The 18,483-nt window shown below is 68.4% G+C and carries 17 protein-coding genes and 1 tRNA gene; 4 read left to right on the top strand and 14 right to left on the bottom strand.

Features of this window, described 5'->3' with window-relative positions; all coding sequences use genetic code 11:
- Positions 1 to 11 precede the first annotated feature (11 nt).
- Positions 12 to 1,433, bottom strand: coding sequence for an allophanate hydrolase (locus ABFT43_RS06160; protein WP_347959493.1), 1,422 nt, complete (start codon positions 1,431 to 1,433; stop codon positions 12 to 14).
- A gap of 91 nt (positions 1,434 to 1,524) precedes the next feature.
- Entirely contained in the window at positions 1,525 to 2,214 is a 690-nt protein-coding gene (locus ABFT43_RS06155) for a GntR family transcriptional regulator (protein ID WP_347959492.1), read from the bottom strand.
- 167 nt (positions 2,215 to 2,381) lie between these two features.
- Between ABFT43_RS06155 and ABFT43_RS06150 the strand changes: the two genes are divergently transcribed.
- Positions 2,382 to 2,455, top strand: a tRNA-Ile gene (locus ABFT43_RS06150).
- Positions 2,456 to 2,588: 133 nt separating this feature from the next.
- Here the strand turns inward: ABFT43_RS06150 and ABFT43_RS06145 are convergent.
- From ABFT43_RS06145 to ABFT43_RS06125, 5 genes are all read right to left on the bottom strand, one after another.
- Positions 2,589 to 3,392 (bottom strand): alpha/beta fold hydrolase, encoded by an 804-nt coding sequence (locus ABFT43_RS06145; RefSeq protein WP_347959491.1) that lies wholly within the window; start codon positions 3,390 to 3,392, stop codon positions 2,589 to 2,591.
- Positions 3,393 to 3,997: 605 nt separating this feature from the next.
- Positions 3,998 to 5,920: a DNA primase gene (gene dnaG, locus ABFT43_RS06140; protein ID WP_347959490.1), complete on the bottom strand. Its 1,923-nt coding sequence runs from the start codon at positions 5,918 to 5,920 to the stop codon at positions 3,998 to 4,000.
- A gap of 157 nt (positions 5,921 to 6,077) precedes the next feature.
- Positions 6,078 to 7,343: a deoxyguanosinetriphosphate triphosphohydrolase gene (locus tag ABFT43_RS06135; protein WP_347959746.1), complete on the bottom strand. Its 1,266-nt coding sequence runs from the start codon at positions 7,341 to 7,343 to the stop codon at positions 6,078 to 6,080.
- A gap of 40 nt (positions 7,344 to 7,383) precedes the next feature.
- Complete coding sequence (locus ABFT43_RS06130) at positions 7,384 to 7,860, bottom strand: cold-shock protein (protein WP_347959489.1); 477 nt, start codon at positions 7,858 to 7,860, stop codon at positions 7,384 to 7,386.
- Between the two features lie 134 nt (positions 7,861 to 7,994).
- Positions 7,995 to 9,380, bottom strand: coding sequence for a glycine--tRNA ligase (locus ABFT43_RS06125; protein ID WP_347959488.1), 1,386 nt, complete (start codon positions 9,378 to 9,380; stop codon positions 7,995 to 7,997).
- Positions 9,381 to 9,601: 221 nt separating this feature from the next.
- Here ABFT43_RS06125 and ABFT43_RS06120 point away from each other — a divergent pair, with 221 nt between their 5' ends.
- The 3 genes from ABFT43_RS06120 (at position 9,602) to ABFT43_RS06110 (ending at position 11,997) form a co-directional block, all read left to right on the top strand.
- Entirely contained in the window at positions 9,602 to 11,119 is a 1,518-nt protein-coding gene (locus tag ABFT43_RS06120) for a M28 family peptidase (protein WP_347959487.1), read from the top strand.
- Between the two features lie 84 nt (positions 11,120 to 11,203).
- Entirely contained in the window at positions 11,204 to 11,569 is a 366-nt protein-coding gene (locus ABFT43_RS06115) for an ArsR/SmtB family transcription factor (RefSeq protein ID WP_347959486.1), read from the top strand.
- The gene (locus ABFT43_RS06110; protein WP_347959485.1) at positions 11,566 to 11,997 is read left to right on the top strand and encodes a Fur family transcriptional regulator; all 432 of its coding nucleotides are present in this window, start codon (positions 11,566 to 11,568) and stop codon (positions 11,995 to 11,997) included. The genes ABFT43_RS06115 and ABFT43_RS06110 overlap by 4 nt, the downstream gene beginning before the upstream one ends.
- 85 nt (positions 11,998 to 12,082) lie before the next feature.
- On the opposite strand, the gene ABFT43_RS06105 is transcribed toward ABFT43_RS06110, so the two are convergent.
- The 7 genes from ABFT43_RS06105 to ABFT43_RS06075 form a co-directional block, all read right to left on the bottom strand.
- Complete coding sequence (locus ABFT43_RS06105) at positions 12,083 to 12,487, bottom strand: hypothetical protein (protein ID WP_347959484.1); 405 nt, start codon at positions 12,485 to 12,487, stop codon at positions 12,083 to 12,085.
- A complete protein-coding gene (locus ABFT43_RS06100; RefSeq protein ID WP_347959483.1) occupies positions 12,484 to 13,305 on the bottom strand; it encodes an isoprenyl transferase in 822 nt (273 codons plus the stop codon). The genes ABFT43_RS06105 and ABFT43_RS06100 overlap by 4 nt, the downstream gene beginning before the upstream one ends.
- Complete coding sequence (gene recO, locus ABFT43_RS06095) at positions 13,286 to 14,098, bottom strand: DNA repair protein RecO (RefSeq protein WP_347959482.1); 813 nt, start codon at positions 14,096 to 14,098, stop codon at positions 13,286 to 13,288. The genes ABFT43_RS06100 and recO overlap by 20 nt, the downstream gene beginning before the upstream one ends.
- 115 nt (positions 14,099 to 14,213) lie before the next feature.
- A complete protein-coding gene (locus ABFT43_RS06090; RefSeq protein ID WP_347959481.1) occupies positions 14,214 to 15,620 on the bottom strand; it encodes a YhgE/Pip domain-containing protein in 1,407 nt (468 codons plus the stop codon).
- Positions 15,621 to 15,679: 59 nt separating this feature from the next.
- The gene (gene era, locus ABFT43_RS06085) at positions 15,680 to 16,591 is read right to left on the bottom strand and encodes a GTPase Era (RefSeq protein ID WP_347959480.1); all 912 of its coding nucleotides are present in this window, start codon (positions 16,589 to 16,591) and stop codon (positions 15,680 to 15,682) included.
- Complete coding sequence (locus ABFT43_RS06080; RefSeq protein ID WP_347959479.1) at positions 16,584 to 16,928, bottom strand: cytidine deaminase; 345 nt, start codon at positions 16,926 to 16,928, stop codon at positions 16,584 to 16,586. The genes era and ABFT43_RS06080 overlap by 8 nt, the downstream gene beginning before the upstream one ends.
- Positions 16,925 to 18,481 (bottom strand): hemolysin family protein, encoded by a 1,557-nt coding sequence (locus tag ABFT43_RS06075; RefSeq protein ID WP_347959478.1) that lies wholly within the window; start codon positions 18,479 to 18,481, stop codon positions 16,925 to 16,927. The genes ABFT43_RS06080 and ABFT43_RS06075 overlap by 4 nt, the downstream gene beginning before the upstream one ends.
- Positions 18,482 to 18,483 lie beyond the last annotated feature (2 nt).

Here is an 18,483-nt window from a genome sequence, read left to right as displayed (position 1 = left end):
CAAGACGAGCGCTACGACGACGGGACGGATGCCGCCCTGTCTGCCATGACGTCCGACGACGCCCGGTCGCGCGGTTCGTCGAGCAACGCGGCCGCCAGTTGGAGCACGGTGTCGTCGGTGAGCGCGGCGCCCAGGAGCATCGCGCTGTGCGGACGTCCGTCGGAGGTGACGCCCTGCGGCACCGCGATCCCGTTGAGGTCGAGCAGATTTCCGAAATGCGTGTAGTGGCCGAGGACGGTGTTGGCGCCGATGGGATCGGCGAGCACCTCGTCTACGGTGAAGGTCCGCCCGATGGTGGGCACCACCAGGACGTCGATCCCCTGCCACACGCGTGCGACCTCGGCGCGCAACTCCTGCAACCGCTGCAGCGCAGCAAAAGCGTCGACGGCGCTGTATTTCCGCCCGCTCTCGAGGATCTCGCGCACCACGGGGTGGATCTCGTCGGGCTGCTCGGCGAGGAAGTCCCCGAACACGACCAGCCGCTCGGCCACCCATGGACCGGAGTACAGCAGCTCACCGGCCGCGAGGAACGGTTCGAGCGAGACCTCGACGATCGAGGTACCACCCGGAATCGACAGGTGCGCCAACCTATTCCGGAACGCGAGGTGGACGTCCTCCATCGCTTCGTCGCCGAAGAACTCCAGGTGCTCGACGGGCGGCAACCCGATCCTGATCGTCGAGCCGTCGAATCGTGGGCCCGGGTCCCGCGCCCACGGGTCGGCGTCGTCCCGGGCCTGCAAGATGCCCATGACGAGGTCCATGTCGGCGATCGTCGATGTCATCGCGGTGAGACAGTCGAGCGACTTGCACGCCGGCACCAACCCGACCGTGCTGATCAGGCCGCGGGACGGCTTGTATCCGATGATGCCGTTGAGCGCGGCGGGAACCCGGCCCGATCCGGCGGTGTCGGTGGCGACGGTGAACGGAACGTCGCCGTGCGCGACCGCCAGCGCCGACCCCGAACTCGATCCGCCGGAGATCATGCCGTTTCCGTAGACGCCGCGCGGCATCGTGTACGGCGTGCGCGTGCCGTTGAGCCCGGTGGCGAACTGATCGAGGTTCGTCTTGCCGACGTACAGCGCCCCGGCGTCGATGAGGCGCCGGACCGCCGGCGCGGTGGTCTCGGCGAGGTAGGCGTAGGCCGGGCACGACAGGGTGGTCGGAACGCCTGCGACGTCGATCGAGTCCTTCACCCCGAAAGTCACCCCGTAGAGCGGGAGGTCGCGTGCATCGGGTCGGGCCTCAAGTGCGGCCGCGGCGGCGAGGAGTTCCTCGCGCGGTACGACGGACAGCCACGTACCGTCGTCCCCGCGTGCATCGATCGCGTCCAGGACCATGCGCGCGGTCCGTGTCGGCGAGCCGCTCCCGTGCAGGTGGGAGTCGAGGATCTCGGCAACGGTCGGCCCGGTGGTGGGACCACTCGATGAAGTCATATCGTCGATTGTCGACAGAATAATGGCATGCGGGGAACGACTGTGTGTCGATCGTGTTATCTGCCCCACAAACGGGGCGGGTCGGACCCGATCAGTGGGCGTGATCGGCGGCATTCGCCGACACGAGGTTCAGATAGTGCAGATGCCCGTGGTCGTGCAGAGCGGAGATCACCGCCTCCGCGTCGTTGCGCTCGAGGGCGTCGAGGATGGCCTGATGCCGGTCCACACCGCCCTCAGGCCCTTGGCGCAGTGCCGCCTCGGTTCGCAGGTTCACCGCCATCGGGAGCTGGAGCTTCAGCAGGATCGGCTGCAGCGTGAGATCGAGTTGACGGTTGCCGGCCAACCCGACGACGGCCGCGTGGAACGCCCGGTGCGCGTCGTCGCGGGCGAGATCGTCCTCGGCGCGGCGCATCGCCTCGATCGCCGCCCGCACCGGTGCCAGCTGGGTCTCGGGATCGGTCAGCGGTAGCGCGGACTCGATGGCGTACCGCTCGAGGACCTGCCGGAGTTCGAAGAGCTGCAGGATGTCCCGGGGTGACCACTCGGCCACGCGGACCCCACGACGGGGCTGGTGTTCGACGAGGCCCTGCTGCGCAAGGAGGCGCAGCGCCTCACGGACGGGCGCCCGGCTGATACCGAGGTCGGCGCACAGCGTCTCCTCGACGATCTTCTGCCCGGGCTCGAGGGCGCCACTGAGGATGGCGTCGCGAATCCGACGACCGGCGACATCCACCAGGCTCTCCGGCAGCGCGCCGGAACCGCTGGGCTCCCCGACCGTCATCCGCTGTCAACTCCTAGTCACTCGTGTGGCGATTGTGCGGCCAGTGTAGTCGTCGACTGTCGACGGTTTCTCGCTCCGCCACACGCGACGGGGACCACGAGTGGCGGTGTACAGCGGCGATGTCGGGTTGCGGTAATCTCCCTCCCGCGGGTGCACACGCCCGTCACGGGGAGTTAGCTCAGTCGGTTAGAGCCGCGGACTCATAATCCGTAGGTCGCGGGTTCGAGCCCCGCACTCCCCACCGAAGCTGAAGGGCCTCAACGCGTTTCGGCATTCCGAAGGTCCCCCACACCTGCCGGGGGTGCCGCCGAAAGCCGAGGACTCGCACTCCGCGGCTCCCCGAATCGCCACTCCGCCCAGCGGGGCGGAGACGGTCACTCGTGCCCGAGGATGGCTGCCCGCAGCGCCGCCGTCACCGCCGCCGGGTTGTCGACGTTCATCAGATGCCCGGCGTCGGGAATCGTGCGGTAGGTGACATCGGAGAGCCCGTCGACGATCATCCGCGCCGCCTTCTCCGGGCACAGCGCATCCTGCTCCGCGGCGATCACATCGACATGCTGGGTGATCTCGGCCAGTCGCGGGGTCAGGGGGTGTTCGCGGAGCGTCGCCATCGCACGCGCGACGTTGGTGTATCCGGCGCCGTCGCCGACGGCCTCCAACCGCGAGCTGGTCAGCTCCTCGATGCGGTTCGTGGCCGTGACGAGGCCGGCGACCGTGTCCTCTCGCATCGCCGCGTGGAACTCGTGGGACGCGGTGTTCGCGGCCTGGGCGGCGCGGGCCAGGTAGAACTCGGCGGCCGAACGTCCCACCACCGACGACGTGCCCATCACGACGGCGCGGGTCACCAGGTCCGGACGCTCGGCGGCGGCCCAGAGCACGATCGTGCCGCCTGCCGAGAACCCGACCACGATCGCCGGGCCGGACACCTCCTCCAGGAATCCGATGAGATCGAGACCGAGCTGCTCGACCGTGCCGTCGGCCTTCCCCAGCGTCGACGACCCGTGACCGCGCAGATCGTAGGCATAGGTGTGCATCTCGGCGAGGTCGGCCTGGGTGCCGGCCCAGCTGCGCTTGTCCTCCCCCAGCCCGTGCACGAAGACGACCGGCGGGAAATCCGATTCTGCGAGTCCGCTCTCCGTGTAGGCGACCAGTATGTCGCCGACCGACACCGTGTTCATCGGCTCTCCTCATCGGGTCGGGGCAACTGACCTCCCCATGCTACGCAGTCGGCATTCCAATCGGGTACGGCACCTTCGATCCCAAAACTCCAACCATTCGATTCACCATCGACAGCATCTTCACTTTTCATCTCGCCTTGTATCCGATGAATTCTGCAGGCGTCGGATACGGGTTGCGCAGAATTCCAATCCAACGGATCAGGAGATCTGCAAATAGACAGATCGCCCGGAAACCATTGTCGGCGTGTCGAAAAAAGCGATGCCCTCCCAGAGCACTGGCATTCCGCACTCGTGAGCGTCGGATTCGAGAACCCGCATGGCGGCCCATCGCTCCGAAGGCTCAACAATGGGGGTCGGGGCTGGACGCCTACAACCCACCGGACGGTTCACACATCCTCACCCAGAGACAGCGCGAGACCGTCGACCGCATCATTCGCGCCTTCATCGAAGTCAACCAGCGTCAACGACATAGGCTAGCGCTCGATTCGAAGTCGGTACGTACCCTCGCCGAACGGTGCGGGCTCACCCGCGTCGAGGTGGCCGCCCTCCTCGAAGAGGTCGAATCGCTCGACGACTGACCTATTCCACCGCGGCGCGAGCGCGGCTCAGCCGACGCCCGCGGACGGATCCAGCGCCTGCTCCAACAGGCTCCGGCGATAGGCCTCCAGTGCGACCAGGTCGCCGAAGACCGCGTTGTAGCCGTCCGGATCGTCGCTCGGCGACATCCGGCGCAACCGCGACTTGATGTCTGCGATCTGCTCGCCGACCCATACCTCCTGCAACCGTGCGAGGACGCTGGTGATGTAGCGAGGGATGTTCTCCTCCTCGACGGGCATGACCTCGACCGCTAGTTCGGTGACCAGCGGGTCGATGACCGGATCGTCGACGGCGTTGCGCACCGCGTCGACCCACGCGGCGCCGGACAGGCCCGACGACGTCCCGCCGACCGACGTCATCGCTTGTCGCACAATCGCATACGCCGGCTCGGTGAAGCACTCGACGGGCAGCGAGTCGAACACGGTGCCGGCGATCGCGGGGTACTGGAGCGCGGCCTTGAGCGCTTCACGCTGCGGCCACAGGCGCGGGTCATTCGGATTGGGTCGTGCCGAGTTCGGAGCCGCTTCCGCCTCCGGACGGGTACGCCCGTTGCGACCTCCCCGAACGCGGACTGCGTCATTGGCACCCTGAGCCTTTCGGATCTTGGCGCCCTCTTCGCGCACCCGCGAGAGAACCTGCCCGACCTCTTCCCAGCCCACCCAGCCGGCGAGCTGACGGGCGTACTCGTCGCGCAACGCGACGTCCTTGATCCGCGCCACCACCGGCACGGTGTCGCGCAGCGCGTGCACACGCCCCTCGGCCGTGTCGAGATCGTGCTCGGCCAGCAATGCCTTGATCGCGAACTCGAACATCGGCACGCGGCGGGCGATGAGATCACGGACCGCCGCGTCTCCCCTGGCCTGCCGAAGTTCGCACGGGTCCATCCCGTCCGGCGCGATCGCCACGAAGGTCTGCCCGGAGATCGCCTGTTCGCCCTCGAATGCCTTGAGCGCCGCGGCCTTTCCGGCGTCATCGCCGTCGAAGGTGTAGATGACCTCGCCGCGGAAATAGGAGTCGTCCATCATCAACCGCCGGATGAGCGCGAGGTGTTCCTCGCCGAAGGCGGTGCCGCAGGACGCGACGGCGGTGGTGACCCCGGCCAGGTGCATGGCCATGACGTCGGTGTAGCCCTCGACCACCACCACCTGATGCCCCTTGGCGATGGACCTCTTGGCGTGGTCCAGGCCGAACAGCACCTGAGACTTCTTGTACAGCATGGTCTCCGGCGTGTTCATGTACTTGCCGAGGTTGTCGTCGTCGTAGAGCTTGCGCGCGCCGAAACCGATGATGTCGCCGCCGAGGTTCCGGATCGGCCACAGCAGCCGGCGATGGAAGCGGTCGATCGGACCCTTGCGCCCCTGCTTCGACAGTCCGGCCGCCTCGAGTTCGCTGAACTCGAAGCCCTGCGCGAGCAGCGTCTTGGTCATGGTGTCCCAGCCGTCGGGGGCGTAGCCGCACCCGAACATCGCGGCGGCCGCGGCGTCGAAATCCCGTTCCGCCAGATAATCCCGCGCAGCCTTGGCCTCCGGGGTCTGCAGCTGCGCCTGGTAGAACTTCGCCGCCGCGGCGTTGGCTGCGACGAGACGGGCGCGGGTGCCGCGGTCGCGTTTGATCGCGGTGCCGCCGCCCTCGTAGTCGATCCGGTAGCCGATGCGGTCGGCGAGCTGCTCGACGGCCTCGACGAAGCTGATGTGTTCCTGCTTCTGCAGGAAGCTGTAGACGTCACCACCCTCACCGCAGCCGAAGCAGTGGAAGTGCCCGTGGTTGGGGCGGACGTGGAACGAGGGGGTCTTCTCGTCGTGGAACGGGCAGAGGCCCTTCAGGCTGTCGGCGCCGGCGCGGCGCAGGGCGACGTATTCGCCGACGATGTCCTCGATCCTCGTCTGCTCACGGATCGCCGTGATGTCACGATCGGGAATTCGTCCTGCCACGCGTCCAGTGTAGTGACCTCCCCGAAGCGCACCCTGCCCGGACGGGAACCACCCCTGAAATCGACCCTCGAGCGTCACGCGGATCGCGCAGTGCGACCGGCTCCGCAGCCGAGGGCGGTATCCAGGGGCGGATTTCCGTCACAGCCCGTCCCCGGAATCAGCCCAGATGCGCCTGCGCTCCCGAGTTCTGCTTGTCGGTGCGTTCCAGGCGTCCCTCGGTCATCGATGCGATCTGATCGACGATGACCCGCATGCGTGCGGCGTCGTCCGCGGCTTCTTTCCACCACGGCACGAAGATCGGGTCCAGCCCGCCGGGCGCCGCCTCGACGAGCCAGTTGGCGACGCGGTGGATACGTTCCCGCTGCCGCTGCTGGGTCGCCTTGTGCCGTTCGTTGGAGAAGATGAACCGCAGCGCAAGGGTTTTCAGCATCGACACCTCGGCGGCGATGAGCGGCGGCACCTCGAGGTCGGCGTCGTAGCGCGACACCGGACGGTTCCCCACCACCTCGCGGGTGCCGGTGATCGCGGCCGACGCGAAACGGCCGATCAGCTCGCTGGTGAGCCGTTTGAGGGCGACGTAGGAGTCGAGCGTGCCGTCGAAGACGCCGACCGCTCGCACGATGTCCATCCGGTGCAGCCGCTGCGCGGCGTCGACGAGGGCCTCGGGATCGAGGCCGGGGAACTCCTTGACGCCGATCTCGGCGAGGGCCCGCTGGTCCTGGGGGTCGCCGAGGCTGCGCAGGTCGATGCGACCGCCGATCACGCCGTCCTCGAGGTCGTGCACCGAGTAGGCGACGTCGTCGGACCAGTCCATGATCTGTGCCTCGACGCAGCGTCGGGTCTCGGGGGCGTCCTTGCGAATCCACGCGAGCATCGCGGCGTCGTCTTCGTACGCCCCGAACTTCCCGCCCGGCTTCCGCCGGGTCCACGGGTACTTCAGCGTGGCGTCGAGCGAGGCGCGTGTCAGGTTGAGTCCGGCGCTGCGGCCGTCGGCGTCGAGCAGTTTGGGTTCGAGACGGGTGAGGATGCGCAGGTTCTGCGCGTTGCCCTCGAATCCGCCGCAGTCGGCGGCGACCTCGTCGAGGGCGCGTTCCCCGTTGTGCCCGTACGGCGGATGCCCGATGTCGTGCGCGAGACCCGCGAGCTCGACGAGGTCGGGTTCGGCGCCGAGGCCGATGGCGATGCCGCGGCCGATCTGCCCGACCTCCAGCGAGTGGGTCAGGCGGGTACGCGGGGTGTCACCCTCGCGGGGTCCGACGACCTGGGTCTTGTCGGCGAGACGCCGCAGCGCAGCGCTGTGCAGCACGCGAGCACGGTCGCGCGCGAAGTCACTGCGATGATCCGTCCGGGTTCCGGGCAGGCTGGCGACCTTGGCGCCCTCGGGGACGAAACGCTCGACGGCCTCGTCACCGTAGGCGGCCATGGGCGGAAGCACGTGTCCGGCGCCCGCGGTGGGTCGGGCGTCAGTCAAGCACCCAGCCCCGGCCGATGGCGAAATCGGTGATGCGCTGACGGATCGCCACGATCTGACGGGCGGTCAGGTCGTCGTCGGCGTCGAGGAGCAGTTCGGTGAGCTCCTCGGTGAATGCGCCGGCGTCGAGCGAACCGCGCGAGCGGCGGCCGCCACGATCCTCGTGACGGTGCCCGCGACCCTGGTGATCGTCGCGACGGTGATCATCGCGACGGTGATCATCGCGACGGAAACCGCGACCCGACGATTCGTCGGCGGGTGCCTCCTCGGTCACCTCGACGTTGATCGCCTTGGAGCCGCGGTCGGTCTCCTCGATGTCGAAGGACACCTTGGCACCGGGCTTCAGCGAGTCCTCGTCGATGTCGATGTCGTTGATGTGCAGGAACACATCGGCGCCGCCCTCTTCGGGCGCGAGGAATCCGAATCCTCGATTCGGGTCGTAATGGACGACCTTCCCGCTGACAGCCACGACTCCACTCACTCTCTCGTCGCGCTCGGAACGGACCCCGTGCCCTGTCGACGCGACAACTCGTCCCCAATTGTGACAGACGACCCCGGGTAGGGAGAATCGCGGCTGGTCGCTCGTCCAGGTCGCGACGGGCGTCAGGCGCCGATCAGCTTGCCGCCGAGGTACTCCGCGACCTTGTCGAGAGCGACACGCTCCTGGCTCATGGTGTCGCGTTCGCGCACGGTCACGGCCTGGTCGTCGAGGGTGTCGAAGTCGACGGTGACGCAGAACGGCGTGCCGACCTCGTCCTGGCGGCGGTAGCGCTTGCCGATGCCCTGCGCGTCGTCGAACTCGACATTCCAGTGCTTGCGCAGCTCGGCCGCGAGATCGCGCGCCTTCGGCGACAGCTTCTCGTTACGCGACAACGGCAGCACCGCGACCTTGATCGGCGCGAGGCGGCGGTCGAGACGCAGCACGGTGCGGGTGTCGGTGCCGCCCTTCGCGTTCGGGACCTCCTCCTCGGTGTAGGCGTCGCACAGGAACGCCATCAGCGAGCGGGTCAGGCCGGCCGCGGGCTCGATGACGTACGGGGTGTAGCGCTCACCGGTCGCCTGGTCGAAGTACGACAGGTCCTCGCCCGAGTGCTTGCTGTGCGTCGACAGGTCGAAGTCGGTGCGGTTGGCGACACCCTCGAGCTCGCCCCACGGGTTGCCGACGAAGCCGAACTTGTACTCGACGTCGACGGTCCGCTTGGAGTAGTGGGACAGCTTCTCCTTGGGGTGCTCGTACAGACGCAGGTTCTCCGGGTCGATGCCGAGGTCGACGTACCAGTTGAAACGCTGGTCGATCCAGTACTGGTGCCACTCTTCGTCCTCGCCCGGCTTGACGAAGTACTCCATCTCCATCTGCTCGAACTCGCGGGTTCGGAAGATGAAGTTGCCCGGCGTGATCTCGTTGCGGAAGCTCTTGCCGATCTGGGCGATGCCGAACGGCGGCTTCTTCCGCGCGGTGGTCATGACGTTCTTGAAGTTCACGAAGATGCCCTGCGCGGTCTCCGGACGCAGGTAGTGCAGACCCTCTTCGTCGTCGACGGGACCGAGGAAGGTCTTCATCAGGCCGCTGAACGGCTTCGGCTCGGTCCACTTGCCGGGCTGGCCGGTCTCTGGGTCGTTGATGTCGGCGAGGCCGTTGGCCGGCGGGTGGCCGTGCTTGGCCTCGTACGCCTCGATCAGGTGGTCGGCGCGGTAGCGCTTGTGGGTGTAGAGCGACTCGACGAGCGGATCGCTGAACACCTCGACGTGGCCCGACGCCTCCCAGACCTGACGGGGCAGGATCACCGACGAGTCGAGGCCGACGACGTCCTCACGGCTGGTGACCATGGAGCGCCACCACTGCCGCTTGATGTTCTCCTTGATCTCGACGCCGAGGGGGCCGTAGTCCCAGGCCGACTTGGTGCCGCCGTAGATCTCACCGCACTGGTAGACCAGACCCCGGCGCTTGGCGAGGTTGACGACGGATTCCACTTTGGACTGGGCGGCCACGGTTAACTGCTCTCCACGGGTTGAGGTGTACGGCTTCTGTGTCCTGCTCATGCGTGGGGCGACCGGTGAGGGTCAGGCGCGCGCACGGCAACCCTTACAGACTACCGAGCGGGGTGAGGGTTCCCCTAAACCAGTGCCCTCACCAGGGGCGATCGGGACGCGTGCGGCACCGTGCCGGACCGAGCTGTCACAGTGGCAGGGTGACCCCTCGAGTGCCACCGATGACCTTGCGGCCACCCCGATGCCGGTCGACGCTGCGACTGCCGGCTGTCGCGGTGCTGGCGACGGCGCTGGTCGCGGGGTGCGCGACCGTTGAGCCCGACTCCCCGACGCGATCGTCGTCGGCGCCGATCGCCGCTCCGCCGTCGCTTCCGCCGGTCTCCGAGGTCACCCCGGACGGACTCGCCGACGCGGTGACCGTCGACCGCATGATGGGGCACCTGCGCTCGTTCCAGCAGATCGCCGACGACCACGGCGGCAACCGCGCCACGGGCACCGCCGGACACGACGCGTCGGTCGATCTCGTCGCCGGACAACTCCGCGAGGCGGGCTTCGAGGTGTCGACGCCCGAGTTCTCGTACACGCGCTACGACCTCGACAAGGTGCGGTTCGCCGCCGACGGTCACGACGTGAAGGGCCACGTGGTCGAGTACTCGGTCGGGACGCGTGGGCCGGTCACGGCCAGGCCCGTGTCCGTCCGGGCGCTGGGCTGCGCTCCCACCGACTTCCCCGCCGGCGTACGTGGAAACCTCGCGATGATCACCCGCGGCGAATGCACCTTCGCCGACAAGGCGCGCAACGCGCAGTCGGCGGGCGCGGTCGGCGTCGTCATCGTGAACAACGAGGACGGGCCACCGTTCGGACTGACCCTCGACCCCGAGGACGTGCCGGGCATCCCCGTGCTCGCCGTGGCACGCGAGGACGCCGACCGGGTGCGATCCGCCCGGGACCTGCGGCTGGAGGTGGACGCGAAAACCGTCCCGATCACCACCCGCAACGTGATCGCCGAGACACGCACCGGTTCTCCCGACGACGTGGTGATGGCCGGTGCCCATCTCGACAGCGTCGCCGCGGGCCCGGGCATCAACGACAACGCCACCGGCACGGCCGCCGTCCTCGAGACGGCGCTTCGGCTCGGCGCATCGCCACCGGTTCCGCACCGGGTGCGGTTCGCGTTCTGGGGCGGCGAGGAGGACGGACTCCTCGGGTCTACGGAGTATGTGCGCGGCCTCGACGAGGCGCAGCGACGTGCCATCGCGCTGTACCTGAATTTCGACATGCTCGGCTCCCCCAACGGCGGGTACTTCACCTATGACGGGGACGACTCCGCGCGCGACGGCGCCGGTGCCGGACCGGCCGGTTCGGAGGGCATCGAGCGCGTCTTCACCAGGTACTTCGACGAACGCAAGATCCCGGTGGGCCAAACCGATTTCGACGGCCGGTCCGACTACGGCCCGTTCATCGCCGTCGGCATCCCGTCCGGCGGGGTCCTCGCCGGCGCCGAGCACGAGAAAACTGCCGAACAGGCGCGCATGTGGAGCGGCGAGGCCGGCAAGCCCTTCGACCCGAACTACCACAGCAGGCGGGACACCATCGACAACGTCAACGCGGACCTGTTGGCCGTCCACTCCTCCGCCGTCGCCTACGCCGTGGCGACCTACGCCCTGTCGACCACCGGGCCCGACGGTGTTCCCGCCGTGGGCGCACGCGAACGGGCCGAGGGCTACCGTTCGGAGTGAAAGACCTTCGACTCCGGAGATTGAAAACCATTTCCGTTAGAATGTCGTCAGCACAACCGCGTGACCCGTTTCGGGAGGAGTGACATGTCGACACAGCCGTTCGAGGGCTCCGATCTCGCCGCGCGCGAACGAGCCGCCGACCTGCTGCGTGCGCTCGCCTCGCCCACCCGGGTCGCCATCGTGCTGTCGCTGCGCGAACGCGTGCAGTGCGTGCACGAGCTCGTCGGCCACCTCGGCCTGAGCCAGCCGCTGGTCAGCCAGCACCTGCGGGTCCTCAAGGACGCAGGCGTCGTGCGCGGCCACCGCAACGGCCGCGAGATCACCTACGAACTCCTCGACGACCACGTCGCGCACATCGTCGTCGACGCGCTGGTCCACGCGAACGAGGCGGCCCACGACCGGTCCGATGAGGCCTCTGACGAGCACGCCGCCGAGGCGGTGACCGAATGACCCGCGTCCAGGCATCGGGGCCCCAGCCGGTCACCGGCATCCGCTCCACCCGCCAGCGGGCGGCCATCGCCGACGCCCTGGCCGGCACCGACGACTTCTGCTCGGCCCAGGAGCTCCACGAGATCCTCAAGGCGCGCGGCGAATCCATCGGCCTGACCACCGTCTACCGCAATCTCCAGGCGCTGAGCCAGGCCGGGCAGATCGACGTGCTGTGGGACGGTTCGGGCGAGATGCGCTACCGCCACTGCTCGTCGGTCCATCACCACCACCTGGTGTGCCGCGAGTGCGGCACGACCGTCGAGGTCCAGGCCGACCCGGTGGAGAAGTGGGCAGCGTCCATCGCCGCCGAGCACGGCTTCACCGACATCAACCACACCGTCGAGGTGTTCGGCCGGTGCGGGAAGTGCACCGGGTCACGGTCCAACTGAGTCCGGCACGAATCCGGTTGCGCTTCGCCCCGGCCGCCGTGTGCAGATGCGACGTGATCCGGCACGACCCGGCGACAACAGCGGCCTACTTCTTCCCCGTCAACCGCTCCGCGGCGTCGACACCCGATGCCAGCACGATGTGCAGGACCATCAGCAACGGCAGGTCCTCGAGTTGTCCCGCGGGAAAGGTGTAGTACTGCAACACATCCGTGGTGACGCCCGCGGGATCGGAGCGGCGCAGGCTGCCGAAGCTCATCTGCGCTCCGAACGCCTCGACATCGTCACGCAGATCGGGGGTGTTCGGCAGGTCCATCGCGACCATCTGGGTGATCGCCAGGACGTCGAGACCGTCGGCGAGGGTGAGCACGCGGATCGACGCTCGCGTCGGACCCACCTGCACCACAACGGATTCCGCGTCGGGGCGTTCGACCGGTCCGAGTTCGGCGACGACCTCTGCGGCGCGCTCGAGCAGCGCGGAGGCTTCCGTCACGACGGTTTCACCCCACCGAAACGCCGGTCCCGCTTGGCGTATTCGAGGCAGGCGTCCCACAGGTCGCGACGATCGAAGTCGGGGAACAACTTCTCCTGGTAGATCATCTCGGCGTAGGCCGACTGCCACAGCAGGAAGTTCGACAACCGCTGTTCACCCGACGGACGCAGGAACAGGTCGACGTCGGGCATGTCCGGCTCGTCGAGGTAGCGGGCGAAGCTCGACTCGGTGATCCGTTCCGGATCGATCTCGCCGCGGGCGGCACGACGCGCGATCTCGCGTGCGGCGTCGGCGATCTCGGCGCGGCCACCGTAGTTGACGCACATCGTCAGCGTCATCACGGTGTTGTCCTTGGTCATCTCCTCGGCGATCTCGAGTTCCTTGATCACACTGCGCCACAGGCGCGGACGACGACCCGCCCACCGCACGCGGACACCCATCTCGTGCATCTCGTCGCGGCGGCGCCGGATGACGTCCCGATTGAAGCCCATCAGGAAACGCACCTCTTCGGGGCTGCGCGACCAGTTCTCGGTGGAGAACGCGTACGCCGACAACCAGCCGATGCCGAGTTCGATGCAGCCGCAGACGGTGTCCATCAGGACGGCCTCGCCGCGCTTGTGCCCCTCGGTCCGGGGCAGTCCCCGCTCAGTCGCCCAGCGGCCGTTGCCATCCATGACCAGGGCGACGTGCTTGGGCACGAACTCCGGCGGGATGGCGGGCGGACGCGCACCGCTCGGGTGCGGATCCGGTGGGCGGACCTCGGTGCGTGTGCTCGTCGGCTTGCGCCCCTTGGAGGAACTACCCGGCCGCAACGCCATCGTCGACACTCCTCACGGCTTCCACGCCTGCTTCGACACCCGTTTCCACCAGCCTATGAGGCGCGGTGCGTTCGATGAGCGGCAGGGTTCGCAGCTGACGTTCGAGATGCCACTGCAGGTGCGCGGCGATGAGGCCGCTGGCCTGCCTGCGCAGCGAGGACGTGGACGCCTCGACGTGCTCCCACTGACCGCGGAAGAGCGCGTCCATCAGGTCGAGCACACCTGGCGACGGAGTGGCCGAGCCCGGCGGGCGACAGTGCAGGCACACCGCACCGCCGGCCGCGACGTGGAACGCCCGGTGCGGACCCGGCGTGGCGCATCGCGCGCACTCCTCCAGCGCCGGCATCCAGCCCGCGCTGTACATCGCGCGCAGCAGATATGCGTCCAGGATCAGTTCCCGGGGACGACGGTCCTCGGCGAGCGCCTCGAGCGCCCCGACCGTCAGCCGGTGCAGTTGCCGGCCGGGCGCGCGTTCCTCGCCGGCGAGCCGCTCGGCGGTCTCGAGGACCGCGCACGCCGTCGTGTAGCGGCCGTAGTCGGCGACGATCGCGTCGGCGAACGCGTGCAGGCTGTGGACCTGGGTGATGACGTCGAGACTGCGTCCCGGATACAGATGCACGTCGACGTGCGCGAACGGTTCCAGCCGCGCACCGAACTTCGACCGGGTGCGGCGCACCCCCTTGGCGACCGCCCGCACGAGCCCGTGCTCGGCGGTCAGCAGGGTGATGATGCGGTCTGCCTCGCCCAGCTTGTGCTGGCGGAGCACGACTGCCTCGTCCCGGTAGAACCTCACCCGACGATTGTCCCACTGCGGGGTGACAGGAATGGGCAGGGACACCGGCCGGGCTCTTGTCGACACACCACTCCGCCGGCCCCGGGGCGGCCCGACGACCGGTGGTGGGCGGAGCTCATCCGGCGTTGACGATCTTGTCCAGCTTCGGCGGGAGCGTCATGCCACCCGGGTAGCGGTGCCAGCCCTTGCGGTCGTAGAACTTGGTGCCGAGCGCACCCAGCAACGCCCCGAGCAGCAGGCCGACGAAGCACTGGATCACCGAACGGGCCAGCCCCGCCGACATGTCGGCGTCGAAGTACAGCACCGATCGCACACCCAGGTAGATGACGTGCATCGGCTCGACGGCCGCGACCCATTCGAAGAACCGCGGGCTGGCCTCCAGCGGCAGTGTGCCGCCCGACGACGGCAGGCCGAACACGACGAAGAAGATCAGGTTGAACAGCAGGCCCGCGTTGCCGAAGACCGCCATCATCGCGCTGGCGCTCACCCCGACCGCGAAGATGCCGAGAATGGAGATCAGCCACAGCACGAAGGCGTTCGGCAGCGAGGTCCCGACCAGCGCACCCACACCGACGAACACGGTCGACAGCACGACCGCGACGAGCAGCATGATGACCCACTTCGCGGCCAGCGTCGCCCAGCGGCTGATCGGGAGTCGTTCCCGCAACTGGTAGAAGGGGCCGTACTCGATGGGGGTCTGACCGAGCATGCCATCGACGACGATGCTGACCATCATCGCACCGGTGAAGCCGGCCAGCACCAGCAACAGCGTGAGGTAGAAGGCCGAGAGCCCGTTGCCCGCGCCCCGCGGCAGTGGGGTGGGCTCCGACACCGACACGTCGACCGGGCTGCCGACCGCGAGTTTCGCGGCGCCGGTGAAGGTGATGTCGTTCATCTCCAGTTGGTCTCGCACCTCGGCGGTCAACTGCTCGCCGACCTGTGCGTTGACCCGCTCCGACATCTGTTCGGCGAAGGTCGTGGTGATCGACGACGCGAAGGCGCCCGATCCGCGGTTGATGTAGACGTCGATCTCCGGCCGGGCCGGCGCATACGTCAAGGCCGTCGAACGCCCCAGTGCAGCAACCCGATTGGTGAAGTTCTGGCCGATGACGACGACACCGTAGACCTTGCCGCTGTTGAGTTCGCCGAACGCGGTCGACCGGTCGGTGCGACGCACGTCGAACCCGTTGGCGGTGGCGGTCTCGGCGATCCCCGCGGCGATCCGGTCACCGATGTTCTGCCGGGTGGCCTCGCCGTCGGCGCCGGAGACCTCACCGCCGGCGTCCTCGTTCACCAGCGCGATCGGGAAGTCGTGCAGGTGCTTCTGCGGGTCGACGACCGCGGACATGTAGAGCGCGGCCATGAGGGAGAACAGCACCGCGACGAGGACGAGCGGGGCCAGCCAGAACCGGGGCGAGCCGAGCACCTCGGCGATGGTCCGCCCGGTCGGTTCGTCGGGTTCGGGGGCCTCGTGGGCTCCCCGCCCGGTGTCGGACTCCTCGTGCGACTCGTGCGTTCCCATCGACCTACCTCCCCGCAGGCAGTGTCCGTCGACGTCGACGGACACGGGCGATCATTCGGCTAGAAGCCCAGTCGGCGCAGCTGCTTGGGGTCGCGTTGCCAGTCCTTGGCGACCTTCACGTGCAGGTCCAGGTACACCTTGGTGCCCAGCAGCCGCTCGATCTGTGCGCGGGCAACTGTACCGACTTCCTTGAGCCGGGCGCCCTTGCGACCGATGATGATGCCCTTCTGGCTGTCGCGTTCGACGTAGAGCACGGCGTGGACGTCGACCATGGGTGGCTGGTCAGGGCGTCGATCCTCGCGTTCGATGACCTCCTCGATCACAACCGCGAGGGAATGGGGAAGTTCGTCACGTACGCCCTCGAGCGCGGCCTCGCGGATGAATTCCGCCATGAGCACCTGCTCGGGTTCGTCGGTGAGTTCGCCGTCGGGATAGAACGCCGGCCCCTCCTCCATCATGCTCACGAGCACGTCGGTGAGGACGTCGAGCTGCTTGCCCGACTTCGCCGACACGGGAACGAGTTCGGCGTCCTCCGGAAGCAGCTCCGACAGCGCGAGCAGCTGCGCTGCGACCTGCTCGGGTGAGACACGGTCGATCTTGGTGACGATGCCGAGAAGCTTGGTGCGGGGCGCCATCTCGCGCACCTGCGTGATGATCCACCGGTCACCGGGACCGATCGCCTCGTCGGCGGGGATGCACACGCCGATCACGTCGACCTCGGAATACGTGTCGCGCACCAGGTCGTTGAGCCGCTGGCCGAGCAGGGTGCGCGGCCGGTGCAGGCCGGGGGTGTCGACGAGGATGAGCTGGGCGTCGGGCCGGTTGACGATGCCGCGGATGGTGTGGCGGGTGGTCTGTGGCCGGTTCGACGTGATCGCGATCTTCTCGCCGACGAGCGCGTTGGTCAGCGTCGACTTCCCGGTGTTGGGTCGGCCGACGAAACAGACGAAGCCGGAACGGAACTCAGGCATCGTCACCGCCGAGTCGCTGCTGCGGGCGGCCCGCGGCGTCGGTGATGACGACGTACGCCTCGGGGCTGAACTCGTGCAGGGTGGCCAGCCCGGGATCGTCGGAGTCGCCGTTGACCAGCACCGCGGCCTCGAATGACGTTGCACCGCTGGAGATCGCGGATGCCACCGCGACCTGCAGTCCGGTCAGCGTGAGGGTCTTGGCGCGGACCTCGGCGCCCGCGTAGGTGCGGCCGTCGCCGTCGCGCACCGCGGCGCCGGAACGGGCCTCGGCGCGTGCCAGGGCGCCGCGCGCGAGCACCACGAGTTTCTGGTCCTCGTCGGCGAGGGTCTCGGTCACTGGTTCATCCTTGCTGTCGGTTGCCCGGAGCCGTTGCGGTCCGGGGTGTCTCGGCCGGTGTCTCCGGGTTCGGGGTGGTCGGGCTCGGGGTGGTCGGGCTCGGGGTGCAGGTCGTCACCGTTGGCACGGCCGGGCCTACGGTCGCCGGAGTCCTTGTGGCGATCGGACTCCCTGTGGCGATCGGAGCCATGGGAGTCCTTGTGGCCGCGGTCCTTGCGGTCACGGCGGTCCCGGTCCCTGTGGTCCCGGTCCCTGTCCGAGTGCTCGTCGGCGTCGTCGTCCTCGTTCTCCAGGCGCGACACCAGGACGGTGATGATGCGCTGGCGCCCCTGCCGGTTCGGCCCGCCCTCGGCGACGAGCTGCAGCCCGTGGGACTCGACCCTCGCCCCGGGGAGCGGGACGCGTCCGAGCTCGAGGCCGACGAGCCCGCCGACGGTCTCGACCTCCTCCTCCTCGATCTCGATGTCGAACAGCTCGCCGAGATCCTCGACGGGGAGCCGCGCCGAGACCCGGTACGAGCCGTCGCCGAGGTCCTCGATGGGCGCGAGTTCGTCGGTGTCGTATTCGTCGGTGATCTCGCCGACGATCTCCTCGAGGACGTCCTCGATGGTGACCAGGCCCGCGATGCCGCCGTACTCGTCGACCAGCAGCGCCATGTGATTGCGGGTGCGCTGCATGTCGGCGAGGACCTTGTCGAGCGGCTTGGAGTCCGGGATGAACTGCGCCTCGCGCATCACCTCGGAGACGCGCAGGGTCGCGGGGTCGACACGCTGGGCGATGGTCCGCACGACCATGTCCTTGAGGTACACGACACCGAGGACGTCGTCGGTGTTCTCCCCGATCACCGGGATGCGCGAATGTCCCGACCGCATCGCGAGATTGGTGGCCTGCAGGACCGTCTTGTCCGCCTCGATCCACACCATCTCCGGCCTCGGCACCATCACCTCACGGGCGCTGGTGTCGCCGAGATCGAACACTGAGTGGATCATGCGACGTTCGTCGGCGGCCACGACGCCGCTCGCCTCGGCCAGGTCGACCACCTCGCGCAGCTCGATCTCCGTCGCGAACGGACCGTTGCGGTAGCCCTTGCCGGGGGTCAGCGCATTGCCGATCAGGATGAGCAACCGCGTCAACGGCTTGAGCAGGACACCCAGCGCCGACAGCAGATACGACGTGGACAGCGCGATCGTGTAGGCGTGCTGGCGGCCCAGGGTGCGGGGTCCGACGCCCATCGCCACATACGAGATGACGGTCATGGCGGCGATGGCGACGACGAGCCCCCAACCGATGCCGATCCAGCTGGTGACCGCGAGCGCGATGAGCGCCGCCGCCGCCGACTCGCACATCACCCGCAACAGGACGGCGAGACCGATGTAGGTGGCGCGGGCGTCGAGGATGATCGCCAGCCGGCGCGCACCGCCGCGCCCCTCGCGGACCATGTCGTCGACGCGGGCGATGGACACGGTGGACACCGCGGTGTCGACCGCGGCGAAGAACCCGCCCAGGATGATCAGGACGACTGCCGCCACGAGGAACCAGTGGTCGGAGGACACAG

It is taken from the genome of Gordonia aurantiaca, from assembly GCF_039939235.1.
Classification (GTDB): Bacteria; Actinomycetota; Actinomycetes; order Mycobacteriales; family Mycobacteriaceae; genus Gordonia.
Note: the sequence above shows the minus strand (reverse complement) of the source record. Positions and strands in the feature narration are given on the sequence as shown.